Source organism: Pseudomonas sp. GW821-FHT11G12, from assembly GCF_058808055.1.
Genome location: NZ_JBXARH010000003.1, coordinates 161069 through 178985 on the forward strand (window position 1 = coordinate 161069; position 17917 = coordinate 178985).

Sequence of the window (17917 nt, forward strand, 5' to 3'; positions counted from 1 at the left end):
GCCATTACCCTGTGACGGATTGACCCAGGAGGAAGGCATGTCTCTCACATCCGTTTGTGTATTTTGCGGTGCCAACGCCGGCACCACCCCGGCGTACACCGAAGCCGCCATCGCCCTCGGCAAAGCCATTGCCGAGCGCAAACTGACGCTGGTCTACGGCGGTGGCGCTGTCGGCCTGATGGGGATTGTCGCGGATGCCGCACTGGCGGCCGGCGGTGAAGTGATCGGCATCATTCCGCAGAGCCTGATGGACAAGGAAATCGGTCACAAGAGCCTGTCGCGCCTGGAAGTGGTCGACGGCATGCACGCCCGCAAGGCGCGCATGGCCGAACTCAGCGATGCGTTCATCGCCCTGCCAGGTGGCCTCGGCACGCTTGAAGAGCTGTTCGAAGTCTGGACCTGGGGCCAACTCGGCTACCACGGCAAGCCGCTGGGCCTGCTGGAAGTGAACGGTTTCTACAGCAAACTCACCGAATTTCTCGATCACATCGTCGGCGAAGGCTTCGTTCGCGCACCGCACCGTGACATGCTGCAAGTGAGCGAATCGCCGCAATCGCTGCTCGATGCTCTCGACCAGTGGCAGCCGACCGTCACGCCAAAGTGGGTCGACCAGAAACCCGGTTAACCCCCGGGCACCGATACAGGGCAGAATACGCGCCGCTCAACCTCACCTTCGACCCAAGAGGATCGCCCATGGCCAAACCCAATTACTCCTTCGCCAAGCGTCAACGTGACCTGGCCAAGGAACAGAAGAAAGAGGAAAAGCTTCAGCGCAAGAAGCAGATGGCTGAAGAAGCGGCACTGAACCCTGACGGTGAAGTGGCGACCGATGATGATGTTGATGCACCGAAAGACCCGGCGCCCGACGCCTGAGCAACACCGCAGGACCACTGAACGCAAAACCTGCAGGAACGGGCTTGCCCGCTCCTGCAGTGTGTTTCATGACTCATTCAGTGGCATCACCGTGACCCTGACCTCGGGATCATGACTCCCCCCTCCCAGAATCACCCCGCGCAACGGCGACACATCGGAGAAATCCCGGCCCCAGGCCAGGGTGATGTGCTCCAGTGCCGGTTGCACATTGTTGGTCGGATCGAAATCCACCCAGCCCAGCACCGGGCAAAACACCGACACCCAGGCATGGGACGCATCGGCGCCGATCAATCGCGGCTGCCCCGGTGGCGGTCGTGTCAGCAGATAGCCGCTGATGTAGCGCGCCGCCAATCCTCGGGAACGCACGCAGGCCAGCATCAGGTGGGCAAAGTCCTGACAGACTCCGCGCCGCCGCTCCAGCACCTCGACCAGCGGAGTCGCGACTTGCGTCGCCTCGGCATCGAAGGTGAACTCGTCGAAGATCTTTTCCATCAACGCCTGCACGCCCAGCAGCAACGGTCGCCCAGGCGGAAAACAGCTTTCGGAGAACTCGACGAAACTGCGTTTCAAGTGAACGTAGGGTGACTGAAACCGGTAGCGACAAGCCTCCAGCAGCTCAGCGGACAACGGTTGACTGCTGTAGGTCAGCGCATTGCGCGTCAATTCCCAGGCCGGTGACAGATTGAAATCCAGCGCCGGCCGCGCCAGCACCTCGACCGTCAGCCGTGCGTTGACCTGCAATTCATCATGAGGCCGTTCGAACGCCAGACGTGTCAGCGGATTGCCGAACACATCCTGTTCGTCACGACGTGCGGTCGGCTCCGGACTGATCAGTAATTGCTGCTCGGTGCAGCGCTGCCAGGCACATTCCCGGGGCCACAGGTGCGCGAGTTGCTGCGCCAGCGAGACCGGGCTGTCGTAGTGATAGCAGGTGTCGTGGAGGATCTGGTAGTGGGCATTCATCAGACGGACACCGTGCGCTGGCTGACATCATCGACATGGGCGAAATGGCGCAGGGCCAGACGATCGGACACCTGGCCGCTGGCGTCGGCGATGTCTTGCAGCAGATCCGCCAGCCCGTCGAGGGCCGCGCGTACGCTGGATTCGCCGAACAGGGGATTTTCCAGACACCCCAGGTCGAAGCGCGCCAGACGCTCGACCAGTTCTGGCAACCCGGCCTCCCTCGGCACACCGAAATCATCGTTCAGACGCTTGAGGGTGCGCGTCACCAGTTTCAACTGGAACAACACCGCATGGGGGTTCTGCTCGTCCAGCAGCAACAGGTCGAGCACCGGAATCAACTGCGCCACCGCCAGATAGCGCGAACGATAGGTGATGCTGCTGTTGCCTAGTTCCAGCAGCCACTCAAGCCCCGCTTGATCGAACGCCCCGGCGCCGCGCAGGAAACCCGCGAGACTGCTGCTGAGAAATTGCAGGCGCTCGATGCGCCGGCCGATCATCAGGAAGCGCCAGCCTTCGTCGCGGGTCATGTCGTCGAGGGCAAATCCGGACAGCGCCGCCAGCGACATCACCAGCCGGTTGAGAAAATCCAGCAGCTCGCCGAAGTCCGGCTCGTCGGTGTCCAGTTCCGTCGCCTCGCGCTGCAACTCCACCAGCGCCTGCCAGTTCTCCCGCGAGAGCTTGCCGCGCACCTGCGACGCCGCCCACTGCAAGCGTTGCAGGTTGGAACGCAAGCTGAACGACCAGTCCTCGCCGAGCAAAGCCGCGAGCAGGCGCTCCGGCAGCTCGCCTTCGTCTGGCAGCAGCATCAGCCGCTCACCGAGCTCCACGGCAGCCTGCAAGGCTTGTGGATCGTCACCGTCGACGTACCGCGCCAGCATGATCCGCAACAACCGCGCGCTGTCGTCGCAACGCTCGCAGTAACGGCCGAACCAGAACAGGTTTTCCACCACCCGCGACGGCAGATAGGGATCGCGCCGCACCAGATCAGGCACACCGATGTTGCGCTGGGCCTTCCATTGTTCACCGCTTGGCGGCCGGTCACCCAGCACCCAGGTGTCCTTGCTCGCACCGCCGCGCTGCATCGACACCACTTCGGCATCAACCTCGGCCGCCACCCGGGTCAGGCCACCGGGCAGCACTCGATAGCCGTCGCGACTGGCCACCGCGTACATGCGCATGCCGATCGCTCGTGGTTGCAACTGGCCGTCCTCGGGCTGCCAGATCGGCGCGTGGGACAGTTGCGCGAGTTCTTGCGCCACATACGCATAAGGCCGGGCCTGCATGCGCTCGGCGAGACTCTGGCGCTGTTTTTCGCTCAAATCACGTCCGAAAACGGGCGCAAAACTCTGGGATGGGAAAGCCGGTTTGATCAGCAGTTCCGGCAATTTTTCCAACGCTTGGGCCATTACCGGCGCCTCCCCACACCACCAAGTGGCGATGGAGGGCAGGATCAGTTCTTCGCCGAACAGGTACTGATTGATCTTCGGCAAGAAACCCAGCAGCCCCGGCGACTCCAGCACGCCGCTGCCCAGCGCGTTGGCCACCAACACCCGGCCCTGACGCACGGCCTCAAGCAGCCCGGGAACGCCCAGCGCCGAATCCGTGCGCAGTTCCAGCGGATCGCAGAAGTCATCGTCGAGCCGACGCATGATCGCGTGAACCCGGCGCAGGCCACTGAGGGTTTTCAGGTAGACCGTGGCATCGCGCACCGTCAGGTCACCGCCCTCCACCAGCGGATAACCGAGCTGGCGCGCCAGATAAAGATGTTCGAAATAGCTTTCGTTGAAACGCCCCGGGGTCAGCAACACCACCAGCGGCGCGTCATCGTCGCAGGGTGCCTGACGGGCCAGCGTTTCCTGCAAGGTACGGAAGAATCCGGCCAGATGCTGCACTTTCAAGTCCCGGTACAGCTCGGGGAAGGCCCGGGACACGATGGTGCGGTTTTCCAGCGCATAGCCGGCACCGGACGGCGCCTGGGTACGATCCGCCGTCACCCACCAGCGCCCGTCCGGTGTGCGCGCCAGATCCACGGCATACAGATGCAGAAAGGCCCCGTCCGGTGGCGAGATACCCTGACAGGGCCAGAGGAAGTTGTTGTGGCCGAACACCAGCTCCGCCGGCAGCAGCCCTTCGCTGATCAGCCGCTGCGGACCGTACAGATCCGCCAGCACCGCATTGAGCAGGCGCGCACGCTGGGCGATCCCGGCCGACAGCTGTTGCCACTCGTCAGCGGCGATCACGTGGGGCAGCAGGTCGAGTTCCCACGGACGATCCGCGCCCTTGGGGTCGGCATAGACGTTGTAGGTGACGCCGTTTTCCTGAATCTGCCGGGTCAGCAATGCCTGACGCTGCACCAGTTGCGTCGGGGTGCTGCGCTGCAATTGGTCGAACAGCCGCTGCCAGTGCGGACGCACCGCCCCGCCAGCATCGAGCAGTTCGTGGTAAGTGCCCGCCGTCAGCGGGTAGCGGTCAAGCAGGTCAGGCATGGAAAGCTCGGCAGCCAGCAAGGAACGGTCAGACTAACGCAGGCACATGACGCCCGGATATACGAAAAATCCGGGCGTCGCGTACGATCTAAAAGCGTCGCAAATCGAGAGTCATCGGTAGCTCGTCGTTCGTTTCGACAATGGGTATAGGAAGTTTCCCCGGCGTGTGCCCGATGCGGAAGAAACGCGCCATGCGCCGGCTCTCCGCTTCGTTGGCGTTGACCGGCAACGTCTCGTAATTGCGCCCGCCCGGATGCGCGACGTGGTACTGGCAGCCGCCCAGCGAACGCTGCATCCAGGTGTCGAGCAGGTCGAACACCAGCGGCGCGTGCACCGGGATCGTCGGTTGCAGGCAGTTGGCCGGTTGCCACGCACGGAAACGCACACCGGCGACAAACTCGCCGACCCGCCCGGTCGGTTGCAGCGGTACCGGGATGCCATTGCAGGTCAGCAGATAACGCTGCGGCGGCAGCCCCGTGAGCTTGACCTGCAGACGCTCCAGCGATGAATCGACGTAACGCACCGTGCCACCCGCCGCGCCCTCCTCGCCCAGCACATGCCAGGGCTCAAGGGCCTGACGCAACTCCAGCTCGATGCCGTTGACGGCGTAATCGCCGACCTTGGGAAAGCGGAACTCCAGATGCGCAGCGAACCATTCGGCACGCAGCGGATAACCGGCATTGTTGAGTTCGACGATGACGTCGGCAAAGTCCTGCTTGATGAAGTGCGGCAGCAGGAAGCGGTCATGCAACTCGGTGCCCCAGCGCGCCAGCTTCGGCGGTGCATAGGGCTCGCGCCAGAACCGCGCCACCAGTGCCCGCAGCAACAGCTGCTGAGCCAGGCTCATGCGCGCATGGGGCGGCATTTCGAATGCACGCAACTCCAGCAGACCGAGACGCCCGGTGGCGCCGTCCGGTGAATACAGCTTGTCGATACAGAACTCGGCGCGGTGGGTGTTGCCGGTGACGTCGATCAGCAGATTGCGCAGCAAGCGATCCACCAGCCATGGCGCGCACGCTTCTCCCGGCGCCGGCATCTGCGCGAAGGCGATTTCCAGCTCGTACAGCGAATCGTTGCGCGCTTCATCGACTCGCGGTGCTTGAGAGGTCGGACCGATGAACAGACCGGAAAACAGGTAGGACAGCGACGGATGGTTGTGCCAATAGCTGATCAGGCTGCGCAGCAGATCCGGACGGCGCAGGAACGGGGAGTCCGCCGGCGTTGCTCCGCCGAGTACGAAATGGTTACCGCCACCGGTGCCGGTGTGTCGCCCGTCGATCATGAATTTCTCGGTGGACAGTCGGGTCTGGCGCGCCTCCTCGTACAGGAACTCGGTGCGCTCGACCAACTCATCCCACGTCGCGGACGGCTGGACGTTGACCTCGATCACGCCGGGATCCGGCGTAATACGGAAGTTGCTCAGACGCGGATCGCTCGGCGGCTCGTAGCCTTCCAGCAGCACCGGACAGTGCAGTTCCTCGGCGGTGGCTTCGATGGCTGCCACCAATTCCAGATAATCCTCGACCCGCTCCAGCGGCGGCATGAACAGATACAACCGGCCTTCCCGTGCCTCGGCGCAGAACGCGGTGCGGGTCAGCCAGTCGGCGGACTCGTCGATCTTCGGTACACGTTCGTCCGCCGCAGCCGGCGCATCATGGCGATTGAGCTGCGCAGTGTCGGGCAGTTCGGGGAAGTCCTGATTCGGGTCGTTCGGATGAATGAACGGATACTCCGCCGCTTTCACCCAGGGCTGCGAACCCAATGGCAGGCGATAGCCCAGCGGTGAATCCCCCGGCACCAGCCGGCAATGCTCATCGCGCAGATACCAGCGCCCGCTCTGCCATTGATCGCCCTTGGCGGTGCGTGCCAGCGGCAGCACCTGACCGATGACCTTGTCCAGCCCCTGACTGAACACCTTGCGCAGGCGCGCACGTTCCAGCGGCTCCTCCAGACGCGAGTCTTCGGCGCTGACGTTGCCCGGCAAGGCGCCTTCGCGCCAGAGGTAATAGAAATTGTCTTCGTAGGCCGGAAACACAAAACGTGTCGGCAGTTTCAGGCGTTCGGCGACACTCGCCAGAAAGCGCCCGGCCAATGCGCCATCGGCGCCGTAATCCTGTTGCTCATCGGCGATCAACGCGGTGTTGTGCCAGATCGGCAGGCCGTCGCGGCGCCAGTAGCAATTCAGCGACCAGCGCGGCAATTGCTCGCCCGGATACCACTTGCCCTGACCGAAATGCACCAGCCCTTTTGGCGCGTAGTGTTTGCGCATGCGCTGGAACAGTTCGGCGGAGAGCCGACGCTTGTCCGGGCCCAGCGCGGCGGTGTTCCATTCTGCGCCATCCGGGTCGTCGATGGACACGAAGGTCGGTTCGCCGCCCATGGTCAGCCGCACATCGCCTTCCAGCAGATCGGCATCGATCTGCCGGCCCAGCGCCTGGATCGCCAGCCATTGCTCATCGGTGTAGGGCTTGGTGACCCGAGGCGCTTCCCAGATCCGCTCCACGGACATTTCGTGGCTGAACTCACATTCGCAAGGCTCTACCAGACCGCTGATCGGCGCCGCCGAGGACGGATCGGGACTGCAGGCCAACGGGATATGCCCTTCCCCGGCGAACAGCCCGGAGGTGGCATCGAGGCCGATCCAGCCGGCGCCGGGCAAGTACACCTCGCACCAGGCATGCAGATCGGTGAAGTCCACTTCGGTGCCGGAGGGGCCGTCGAGGCTTTTCACGTCGGCGGTCAGTTGTATCAGGTAACCGGAGACGAAACGCGCCGCCAGCCCGAGATTGCGCAGCAGTTGCACCAGCAGCCATGCCGAATCGCGGCAGGAGCCGGAGGCGTGTTCGAGGGTGTGCTCCGGGGTTTGCACGCCCGGTTCCATGCGGATCAGGTAATTGATGTCCTCGCTCAGGCGCTGGTTGAGCGCCACCAGGAAATCCACCGCCGGCAGCGGCGTGCGGTCGATGGCGTCCAGGTAGGCCTTGAGTTTTGGCGTCAGCGGCAGGGTTTCGAGGTACGGCGCCAGTTCCTTGCGTTCATCGGCGGCGTAGGCAAAGGGGATTTTCTCGGCGTAGGGCTCGAGGAAAAAGTCGAACGGGTTGAACACCGTCATCTCGGCCAGCAGGTCGACCTCGATCCGCAGCTCGGCGGTTTTCTCGGGGAACACCAGTCGTGCGAGGTAGTTGCCTTGGGGATCCTGCTGCCAGTTGATGAAGTGCTGCTCGGGCGAGACTTTCAGCGCATACGACAGAATCCGCGTGCGGCTGTGGGCAGCCGGGCGCAGACGCACGATCTGCGGGCCAAGTTCGACAGCGCGGTCGTAGCGGTAATGCGTGACGTGATGCAATGCGACATGAATCGACACGGCGTGCCTCCTGCGAGCCTAAGCGTATTGGAAAGCGCGCAAGACTTATGCCATGCAGAGGCTTGGGCGCTTTCCCGGAATGCTCAAGGCAGTACAGCACCAAAATCGGGCGATGCGGTGAAATGGTTTGGCACAGTTGCACGCAAATGTTGCGAAGAACCCCTCCCCCTGACCCTCTCCCGTGATCGTTCCCACGCTCTGCGTGGGAACGATCAGCGAAATGCAAAAACGCCAACCCGAAGGTTGGCGTTCTCTTTAGCGCGGTACGACCGGCTTGCGTGCCGGTTTCGGCCCTTTGCCTTTCGCGGCTTCCTTGCGCTCCTTGGCGGCCTGCTGGTTGCGGGCGAATGCCGCGGCCTTGGCCTGCTCACGCTTGTCCCACGGGTTGCCGCCATCGCTGGCGCGAGGTGGCAGACCGGTGTGCTGGGTGAGGATCTTGGTGGTCTTCTCTTTTACGTCCTTCGCCACTTTATGGCTGCCGGACGGCGTCGAGTTCTTGCGACGGGCACTCTGGTAGCTGTCGGTGGCCGGCTGATGCGTCGGGATCAACTGGTTCTTGCCCGGCCCGATCAGGTCGGCGCGGCCCATGCGGATCAGCGCTTCACGCAGCATCGGCCAGCCTTTCGGGTCGTGATAACGCAGGAACGCCTTGTGCAGACGACGCTGCTCCTCGCTCTTGACGATGGTCACGCCGTCGCTCTTGTAGGTGACCTTGCGCAGCGGGTTCTTGCCCGAGTGGTACATCGCGGTGGCGGTGGCCATCGGCGAAGGATAGAACGCCTGCACCTGGTCGGCACGGAAGCCGTTGCCCTTGAGCCACAAGGCGAGGTTCATCATGTCTTCGTCGGTGGTGCCCGGGTGCGCGGCGATGAAGTACGGAATCAGGTACTGCTCTTTCCCGGCTTCCTTGGTGTACTTCTCGAACATGCGCTTGAAGCGATCGTACGTGCCGATCCCCGGCTTCATCATCTGATTGAGCGGACCTTCCTCGGTATGTTCCGGGGCGATCTTCAGGTAACCGCCGACGTGGTGGGTCACCAGCTCTTTGACGTACTCCGGCGACTCGACCGCGAGGTCGTAACGCAGGCCGGAGGCAATCAGGATCTTCTTCACACCCGGCAACGCACGGGCGCTGCGATACAGCTGGATCAGCGACGAGTGGTCGGTGTTCAGGTTCGGGCAGATGCCCGGGAACACGCAGGACGGCTTGCGGCACGCGGATTCGATTTCCGGGCTCTTGCAGGCGATGCGGTACATGTTCGCGGTCGGGCCGCCGAGGTCGGAAATGACGCCGGTGAAACCCGGCACCTTGTCGCGGATCTCTTCGATTTCGCGAATGATCGACTCTTCGGAGCGGTTCTGGATGATCCGGCCTTCGTGCTCGGTGATCGAGCAGAAGGTGCAGCCGCCGAAGCAGCCACGCATGATGTTCACCGAGAAGCGGATCATGTCGTAGGCCGGGATCTTTTCCTTGCCGTACGCAGGATGCGGGATACGTGCGTAAGGCATGCCGAACACGTAGTCCATTTCTTCGGTGGTCATCGGAATCGGCGGCGGGTTGAACCAGACGTCGACTTCGCCGTGTTTTTGCACCAAGGCACGGGCGTTGCCCGGGTTGGTTTCCAGGTGCAGCACGCGGTTGGCGTGAGCGTACAGGACCGCATCACCACGCACTTTCTCCATCGACGGCAGGCGGATCACAGTCTTGTCACGCGTCATCTTCGGGCTGGCCAGGATCTGCACGACCTTGGCTTCTTCCGGATCTTCAACCGGCCCCTTCTCTTGCTCGATGGCGCAAGCCTGAGTGTCCTGGGTGTTGACGTACGGGTTGATGATCTTGTCGATCTTGCCCGGACGGTCGATGCGCGTGGAGTCGACTTCGTACCAGCCCGCAGGGGTGTCACGACGGATGAACGCAGTGCCGCGCACATCGGTAATGTCTTCGATCTTGTGACCGTAGGACAGACGCTGGGCGACTTCGACGATCGCGCGCTCGGCGTTGCCGTACAGCAGGATGTCGGCGCTGGCGTCGATCAGGATCGAGTTGCGCACGCGATCCTGCCAATAGTCGTAGTGGGCGATGCGGCGCAGGGAGGCTTCGATGCCGCCGAGCACGATCGGCACGTGCTTGTAGGCTTCCTTGCAGCGCTGGCTGTAGACCAGGCTCGCGCGATCCGGACGTTTGCCGGCCATGCCACCCGGGGTGTAGGCGTCGTCGGAACGGATTTTCTTGTCCGCGGTGTAGCGGTTGATCATCGAGTCCATGTTGCCGGCCGCGACGCCGAAGAACAGGTTCGGCTCGCCGAGCTTCATGAAGTCGTCTTTGGACTGCCAGTTGGGCTGGGCAATGATCCCGACGCGGAAGCCTTGCGACTCCAGCAGCCGGCCGATGATCGCCATGCCGAACGACGGGTGATCGACGTAGGCATCTCCCGTCACAATGATGATGTCGCAGGAATCCCAGCCGAGCTGATCCATCTCCTCCCTGCTCATCGGCAGGAATGGCGCCGGCCCGAAACATTCGGCCCAGTATTTTGGATAGTCAAATAACGGCTTGGCTGCTTGCATGTCGATGACCGGTGTTGAGGTGAAAAATCGCGGGCGCGGAATATAGCACAAAAAATAACCAATTCCGACGGCTGTGGTCGGAAATATCAGGAGCACTCAGACGACGGAGCGCTTACTCGTCGTCGTCGAAGTTATAGCTGCCCGGCGCAAGGTTTTCGAAGCGTGTGTATTTGCCGATGAAGGCCAGGCGGATGAAGCCGATCGGGCCGTTCCGCTGTTTGCCGATGATGATTTCGGCGATGCCCTTGTGTTCGGTTTCCGGGTGATAAACCTCGTCCCGATACACGAACATGATGACGTCGGCGTCCTGCTCGATCGCTCCGGATTCCCGCAAGTCGGAGTTCACCGGACGCTTGTTGGGACGTTGTTCCAGGGAACGGTTGAGCTGCGACAGGGCAACCACCGGGCAGTTGAATTCCTTGGCCAGGGCTTTCAGGGATCGGGAGATCTCGGAAATCTCGTTGGTCCGGTTGTCACCGCTGGAGCCGGGAATCTGCATCAGCTGCAGGTAGTCGATCATGATCAGGCCGACATCGCCGTGCTCGCGTACCAGACGCCGGGTTCGGGCGCGCATCTCCGACGGGCTGATACCGGCGGTGTCATCGATGAACAGCTTGCGGTCGTTGAGCAAATTGACCGCCGAGGTCAGGCGTGGCCAGTCGTCGTCTTCCAACTGACCGGAACGTACCTTGGTCTGGTCGATACGACCGAGGGACGAAAGCATACGCATGATCAGCGATTCACCTGGCATCTCGAGGGAGTACACCAGAACCGCCTTTTCACTGCGTAGAACGGCGTTTTCCACCAGGTTCATCGCGAAGGTGGTCTTACCCATCGACGGACGGCCGGCGACGATGATCAGGTCGGACGGTTGCAGGCCGCTGGTCTTCTCGTCGAGGTCGGTGTAGCCAGTGGACAGGCCGGTGATCGCGTCGGCGGTGTTGAACAGGGTGTCGATGCGGTCGATGGCCTTGGTCAGCAACTCGTTGACGCCCACCGGGCCGCCGGTCTTCGGCCGCGCCTCGGCAATTGCGAAGATCTGCCGCTCGGCTTCGTCGAGGATCTCTTCGGCGGTACGGCCTTCAGGGTTGAAGGCGGCGTCGGCGATGTCGTTGCTGATGCCGATCAACTGGCGCAACGTCGCACGCTGGCGGACGATTTGCGCATAAGCCTTGATGTTGGCGACGGACGGTGTGTTTTTCGCCAGTTCGACCAGATACCCAAGACCCCCGACTTGCGAAGTCTGACCTTCCTTGTCCAGTTGCTCGGAAAGGGTCACGACGTCGATCGGCGAGTTCTGATCGGCGAGTTTGGCGATCGCACGGAAGATCAGACGGTGGTCATGCCGGTAGAAATCGCCGTCGGAGACTTGATCAAGCACGCGTTCCCAGGCGTTGTTGTCCAGCATCAGACCACCGAGTACAGCCTGTTCGGCCTCGATGGAATGCGGCGGCACCTTCAGGGATGCGGTTTGCAGATCGTATTGCTCGGGAGCGGAGATTTCGTTCATGGCCACTTTTTTATTCAGGAAAAGCAGGGATTACAGAAAGACAAAGGGCACGACCTGTAAACAGGATCGTGCCCGATGTTAACCGTCTGACGGACAAGCCGCCAGCCGATCAGGTGTTGCTTAAGCTGCTACCACAACAACGCGTACGGTGGCTTCAACTTCGGCGTGCAGGTGCACAGCCACGTCGAATTCACCCACGTTGCGGATGGTGCCGTTCGGCAGACGAACTTCGCTTTTCGCAACTTCAACGCCGGAGGCGGTCAGTGCGTCAGCGATGTCGTGAGTACCGATCGAACCGAACAGCTTGCCTTCGTCGCCAGCGGTGGCAGTGATGGTCACTTCCAGCTCGGCCAGTTGGGCAGCACGGCTTTCAGCCGATGCTTTACGGTCTGCAGCAGCTTTTTCCAGCTCGGCACGACGCTCTTCGAACGCAGCAATGTTTGCTGGGGTCGCGGCGGTAGCCTTGCCGTAAGGCAGCAGGTAGTTACGACCGTAACCGGCCTTAACGTTCACTTTGTCACCCAGGTTGCCCAGGTTGGTGACTTTTTCCAGAAGGATCAGTTGCATGTGAAAATCCTCTTAACTTTTAACCTTCACCGTTCGCGCTATCGGTGTCTTTCGACACGTGACGACCGCGAAAATCAATCAGGCTGTCGACGATGGCCAAGACCACCAGTAACGGACCGAGCAAGTGCATGAAAGGCACGAGCGTCACGTATATCCCCACCAGCCAGAAACCGGCCAACCGCTTCTGCGCCACCAGCCCGTGAACCAAGGCCAGACCTGCGAAGAACAGCGGCACGCTGCACAACGGCAACAGGACCAAGGCATGCAGACCGAAGAACGGTGCCACACACATGACGGCCAGAAGCGACAGCGCAACGCTTTTCGGCAGTCGGATGGCGCGAAACTCGCGACCGAAACCGCCGGGGTTATACAACAACGCCTGCCAGTAGCGCCCAAGAATCAGGCACAGCACGCTAAAAACCTGCAACGACACCGCTGTCGAAATGATCGACAGTGGGACCGCCAATGCAGTGAGAATTGCCTTCTGATCTGCCGAGAATTTCTCGTAGACCTCACCCATCGCCAGCGGCAAGACTTGTTCAAACGTCTGCGCCAGAGTCTCGGTGAAGGAACTGAATACAGTCCCCAGGCTCACGGCAATCAACAATCCCACGGCCACGCTGACCAGCAGCGCGCGATTCCAGGTGTGGCCGGCGCGTAAAACCAGCGCCAGACCGCAGGTCCCGAGCAACACAATCAGTGCCGTCGGGTCTTTCAGGTAGTGCCAGCTCACTAACGCTGACAACACTCCCACACCCAGGACGCTCAAGGCGTCCGAACCGCGCCGCAGGAGCACAAGGCAACCTGCAGCGGCACTCAACCAGAACAACAGCGGCAATGCCGCAGATCCGGCCACGACCAGCGTGGCCTGCATACGCCCCCGCATGATGAATTCAGCTAAGGCACGCATGCATTCGATCCCTTACTTACTTGTCGACTACCCGGTCTCAGCGGCCGTGGCTGTCGGTGTAGGCCAGCAGGGCCAGGAAGCGGGCGCGCTTGATAGCGGTGGCCAGCTGACGCTGATAACGAGCTTTGGTACCGGTGATGCGGCTTGGAACGATTTTGCCGGTCTCGGATACGTAGGCTTTCAGAGTGTTGAGATCTTTGTAATCGATCTCCTTCACGTCTTCAGCGGTGAAGCGGCAGAATTTACGACGACGGAAGAAACGTGCCATTTGATAGGCTCCTTAAAAGGTCCGTGGATTACTCGTCAGCGTTATCGCTGTTGTCGCTGTCGCTATCGCTGTCATCGCCATCGGCGCTGCCATCGTGCTCAGGACGTTCGCGACGCTCACGGCGCTCACTGCGGTTTTCTTCAGCCTTGAGCATCTCGGACTGGCCGGTAACGGCTTCGTCGCGACGGATGACCAGGTTACGGATCACTGCATCGTTGTAGCGGAAGTTGTCTTCCAGCTCGGCCAGGGCCTTGCCAGTGCACTCAACGTTCAGCATCACGTAGTGAGCCTTGTGAACATTGTTGATTGCGTAGGCCAGTTGACGACGGCCCCAGTCTTCCAGACGGTGGATTTTGCCGCCGTCTTCTTCGATCAGCTTGGTGTAACGCTCAACCATGCCGCCGACTTGCTCGCTCTGGTCAGGGTGGACCAGAAAGATGATTTCGTAATGACGCATGAATGCTCCTTACGGGTTGTAGCCTGCCGCTCAAAAACGGTCAGACAAGGAGTGAATGACACTTATGGACTTGCCGGCGCGGGGCACATGCGTGCCTGCCGTCACAGCAAGGGGCGCAATTGTAGAGAAGGGACAGAAGAGGTGCAAGGCAATTGGTGATTATTTGAACAGCCACCAAAACTTCGCCCTGCCATAAAACGCTGCGGGAGCGCAGTCTGCTCGCGATTGGGTGAAACACTCAACAATGATGCCGAATGTAACTCCGCTTTCGCTAACAGACTCGCTCCCACATTTTGGACGGCTTAAGGCTTAAGGCTTAAGGCTTCTTGGCAGCCGCCTTGGCCTTGGCCCCGCGCTGGCGCTGGGCCTCGAACAGGCACACGCCCGTCGCAACCGACACGTTGAGACTGCTGACGCTACCGGCCATCGGCAGGTTCACCAGGTAGTCGCAATGTTCACGGGTCAGGCGACGCATGCCTTTACCTTCGGCGCCCATGATCAGGATGGTCGGGCCGGTCAGGTCCTGGTCGTAGATGCTGACCTCGGCCTCCCCCGCCGTGCCGACAACCCACAGCCCGCGCTGCTGGAGCTTTTCCAGGGTGCGTGCGAGGTTGGTGACGGCCACCAGCGGAATCACTTCCGCCGCGCCGCAGGCCACTTTACGCACGACGGGCGTCAGGGTGGCCGATTTGTCTTTCGGCACGATGACCGCCAGCGCACCGGCAGCGTCCGCCGAACGCAGGCAGGCGCCGAGGTTGTGCGGATCGGTCACGCCGTCGAGCACCAGCAACAGCGGCGCACCTTCGGTGCGATCAAGCAGCTCGTCGAGCATCGCTTCGCCCCAGACCTGGCTTGGACTGACGTCCGCCACCACACCCTGATGCACGCCTTCGACCCAGGCATCCATTTCACGGCGCTCGGCCTGACCGATCTGGACCCGGTTTTCGTTGGCCAGCTCGATCAACGTCTGCACCCGCGGATCGTTGCGGCTTTCGGCCAGCCAGATCTGCTTGACGCGCTTAGGGTGGTGACGCAGCAACGCTTCTACCGCGTGAACGCCGTAGATTTTTTCCAACTGACTCATGACTTCGCCTTCGGTTTACGCGCCCCGCCGCTTCTGGCTGGAGCGGAACCCGCTTTTGGCGGGCCCTTGCGGTGTTTGCTCGGTTTGGCTGGTTTGCCGCCGGAGGCCTTTTCAGGCGCCGACCGCCCGGTCTTTCCCCCGGACGCCGCTTTACCACCGTTTTTGGCGTCGGCCAGCAAGGCCTTCTTCATTTCACGGCTTTTGCGCAATTCGGCGTTTTTCGCCACGGCATCGCTCGGGCGATAAGCCTCGGCCACCTTTTCCTTGGCCGGACGACGACTGGCGGTTTTTGCCGGAGCCTTTTCTTCCACTGCCTTGGCCGCTGGAGCAGCCGCTTCGGTGCCACGCTTCTTGCGGCCGATTGGCGCGCTGATGGTTTTTTCGGCCATCTCGAAGTCGATCTTGCGCTCGTCGAGATCGACGCGCATGACCCGCACTTCAACGGTATCGCCAAGACGGAAGCTGCGACCGGTGCGCTCGCCCGCCAAGCGGTGATGCACAGGATCGAAGTGGTAGTAATCGCCCGGCAGCGCCGTAACGTGCACCAGACCTTCGACGTAGATATCGGTCAGCTCGACGAACAGGCCGAAACCGGTCACGGCGGTGATCACGCCCGGGAACGACTCGCCCACGCGATCCTTCATGAACTCGCACTTGAGCCAGTTCACCACATCGCGGGTTGCTTCGTCGGCACGGCGCTCGCTCATAGAGCACTGCTCGCCGAGCTGTTCCAGGGCCGCCTCGTCGTACGGATAGATGCGCGCCTTCGGAATGGTCATCGCGCCGGCACGGCGAACGTGCGGGGTGTCCTGTTTCGAATGGATCACGCTGCGGATCGCCCGGTGCGTGAGCAAGTCCGGGTAACGGCGGATCGGCGAGGTGAAGTGGGTATAGGCTTCGTAATTCAGGCCGAAGTGGCCGTCGTTCTCGGCGCTGTACACCGCCTGGCTCAGGGAGCGCAGCATCACGGTCTGGATCAGGTGGAAATCCGGACGGTCCTTGATGCTGGCCAACAGGGCCTGATAGTCCTTCGGCGACGGGCCGTCCTTGCCTTTGTGCAGGGACAGACCAAGCTCGCCGAGGAATGCACGCAGTTTTTCCAGACGCTCCGGTGGCGGACCGTCGTGGACACGGTACAACGCAGGGATTTCGTGCTTTTTCAGGAATTCGGCGGTGGCCACGTTGGCCGCCAGCATGCATTCCTCGATCAGCTTGTGCGCGTCGTTGCGAGTGGTCGGGCGGATTTCGGCAATCTTGCGCTCGGAACCGAAGATGATCCGGGTTTCCTGCGTTTCGAAATCGATCGCGCCACGTACGTGACGGGCAGCCAGCAATACCTTGTACAGCGCGTAGAGCTGTTTCAGGTGCGGCAGGACGTCGGTGTATTCGCCGCGAAGCTTGCGACCTTCAGTCGCTTTCGGCGTTTCCAGCATCGCGCTGACCTTGTTGTAGGTCAGGCGGGCGTGGGAGTGGATCACCGCCTCATAGAAGCAGTAGTCGGTCATTTCGCCGGATTTGGAGATGGTCATCTCACAAACCATGGCCAGACGATCGACGTGCGGGTTCAGCGAGCACAGGCCGTTGGACAACTGCTCCGGCAGCATCGGCACCACGCGCTCGGGGAAGTACACCGAGTTGCCGCGCACCTGGGCTTCGTTGTCCAGGGCCGAGCCGATCTTCACGTAGCTGGAAACGTCGGCAATCGCCACGTACAACTTCCAGCCGCCGGAGAACAGGCGCAGCTTGCCTGGCTTGGATTCGCAGTAGACCGCGTCGTCGAAGTCGCGGGCATCTTCGCCGTCAATGGTGACGAACGGCAGATGACGCAGGTCGACGCGTTTCTCTTTGTCTTTCTCTTCGACTTCCGGCTTGAGCTTGCCGGCTTCCTTCAGAACGGCCTCAGGCCAGACGTGCGGAATGTCGTAGGTGCGCAGGGCGACATCGATTTCCATGCCCGGCGCCATGTAGTTGCCGACGACTTCGACCACATCGCCTTGCGGCTGGAAGCGCGGAGTCGGCCAGTGGGTGATTTTCACCTCGACGAACTGACCGATCTGGGCATTGGCGTTGCGGCCCGGGGTGACCAGCACTTCCTGCTGGATCTTCGGGTTGTCCGCGACAACAAAGCCGATACCGCCTTCTTCGAAATAGCGGCCGACGATGCTTTCGTGGGCACGGGACACCACTTCGACGATCACGCCTTCGCGGCGACCGCGACGGTCCAGACCGGAAACACGGGCCAGGGCACGGTCGCCATCGAACACCAGACGCATTTGCGCCGGGCTCATGAACAAGTCGTCGGAACCGTCATCCGGCACCAGGAAGCCGAAGCCGTCGCGGTGACCGCTGATGCGACCGAGGATCAGGTCGAGCTTGTCCACCGGCGCATAAGTGCCACGACGGGTGTAGATCAGTTGAGCGTCGCGCTCCATGGCGCGCAGGCGGCGGCGCAGGGCTTCGATCTGGTCTTCTGTGGTCAGACCAAATTCTTCGACCAGTTGCTCGCGGGCAGCAGGCGAACCCCGATCAGCAAGGTGCTGAAGGATCAGTTCGCGGCTGGGAATAGGGTTTTCATATTTTTCCGCTTCACGAGCGGCCTCGGGATCGAGGGACTGCCAATCGGCCATTAGAGAGTTTTCACCTTGTCTATATGCGGGTTAGTTTGGCATAGGCGCCATCAAACGGGAAATTTCCGACTCTATAAGGCGCGTCTTGAGCCTTGTATCGACGTCTGAAAGGCGTTTTGAACACCGCTGGTAAAAAAAACCATTTTTTTTGCTGGCAGGGGTTTACAGTTAAAAAGACGCTCCGTATAGTGCGCGCCATCGACGACGTACACACGTTGCCGAGATGCCCAGATGGTGAAA

General features: G+C 61.5%; 13 protein-coding genes. 2 read left to right on the forward strand and 11 right to left on the reverse strand.

The window, feature by feature from the left end:
* Nucleotides 1-37 precede the first annotated feature (37 nt).
* Together AC1RR7_RS12090 and AC1RR7_RS12095 are read left to right on the forward strand one after the other, a co-directional pair.
* A complete protein-coding gene (locus AC1RR7_RS12090; RefSeq protein ID WP_102620126.1) occupies nt 38-625 on the forward strand; it encodes a cytokinin riboside 5'-monophosphate phosphoribohydrolase in 588 nt (195 codons plus the stop codon).
* 68 nt (nt 626-693) lie between these two features.
* Entirely contained in the window at nt 694-873 is a 180-nt protein-coding gene (locus AC1RR7_RS12095) for a hypothetical protein (protein WP_085732676.1), read from the forward strand.
* A gap of 66 nt (nt 874-939) precedes the next feature.
* On the opposite strand, the gene AC1RR7_RS12100 is transcribed toward AC1RR7_RS12095, so the two are convergent.
* The 11 genes from AC1RR7_RS12100 to rnr form a co-directional block, all read right to left on the reverse strand.
* Nucleotides 940-1836, reverse strand: coding sequence for a transglutaminase family protein (locus AC1RR7_RS12100; protein WP_102620127.1), 897 nt, complete (start codon nt 1834-1836; stop codon nt 940-942).
* Nucleotides 1836-4322: a circularly permuted type 2 ATP-grasp protein gene (locus AC1RR7_RS12105; RefSeq protein WP_493157528.1), complete on the reverse strand. Its 2487-nt coding sequence runs from the start codon at nt 4320-4322 to the stop codon at nt 1836-1838. The genes AC1RR7_RS12100 and AC1RR7_RS12105 overlap by 1 nt, the downstream gene beginning before the upstream one ends.
* 88 nt (nt 4323-4410) lie before the next feature.
* Nucleotides 4411-7686, reverse strand: a complete 3276-nt coding sequence (locus AC1RR7_RS12110; RefSeq protein ID WP_493157530.1) for a transglutaminase family protein — start codon at nt 7684-7686, stop codon at nt 4411-4413.
* Nucleotides 7687-7941: 255 nt separating this feature from the next.
* The gene (locus AC1RR7_RS12115; protein ID WP_102620130.1) at nt 7942-10254 is read right to left on the reverse strand and encodes a YgiQ family radical SAM protein; all 2313 of its coding nucleotides are present in this window, start codon (nt 10252-10254) and stop codon (nt 7942-7944) included.
* A 112-nt stretch (nt 10255-10366) separates the two neighbouring features.
* Nucleotides 10367-11764 carry a replicative DNA helicase gene (dnaB, locus tag AC1RR7_RS12120; protein WP_096819810.1) on the reverse strand — a complete coding sequence of 466 codons (1398 nt, stop codon included), beginning with the start codon at nt 11762-11764 and terminating at the stop codon, nt 10367-10369.
* Between the two features lie 120 nt (nt 11765-11884).
* The gene (rplI, locus tag AC1RR7_RS12125; protein WP_008078307.1) at nt 11885-12331 is read right to left on the reverse strand and encodes a 50S ribosomal protein L9; all 447 of its coding nucleotides are present in this window, start codon (nt 12329-12331) and stop codon (nt 11885-11887) included.
* A 19-nt stretch (nt 12332-12350) separates the two neighbouring features.
* Nucleotides 12351-13241, reverse strand: a complete 891-nt coding sequence (locus AC1RR7_RS12130; RefSeq protein ID WP_096819811.1) for a YybS family protein — start codon at nt 13239-13241, stop codon at nt 12351-12353.
* A gap of 37 nt (nt 13242-13278) precedes the next feature.
* On the reverse strand, nt 13279-13509 hold the full coding sequence (gene rpsR / locus AC1RR7_RS12135) for a 30S ribosomal protein S18 (protein ID WP_002551829.1): 231 nt from the start codon (nt 13507-13509) through the stop codon (nt 13279-13281).
* A gap of 28 nt (nt 13510-13537) precedes the next feature.
* Nucleotides 13538-13966: a 30S ribosomal protein S6 gene (gene rpsF, locus AC1RR7_RS12140; RefSeq protein ID WP_007950702.1), complete on the reverse strand. Its 429-nt coding sequence runs from the start codon at nt 13964-13966 to the stop codon at nt 13538-13540.
* 316 nt (nt 13967-14282) lie between these two features.
* Nucleotides 14283-15050, reverse strand: a complete 768-nt coding sequence (gene rlmB / locus AC1RR7_RS12145; protein ID WP_096819812.1) for a 23S rRNA (guanosine(2251)-2'-O)-methyltransferase RlmB — start codon at nt 15048-15050, stop codon at nt 14283-14285.
* Complete coding sequence (gene rnr, locus AC1RR7_RS12150; protein WP_273539095.1) at nt 15047-17677, reverse strand: ribonuclease R; 2631 nt, start codon at nt 17675-17677, stop codon at nt 15047-15049. The genes rlmB and rnr overlap by 4 nt, the downstream gene beginning before the upstream one ends.
* Nucleotides 17678-17917 lie beyond the last annotated feature (240 nt).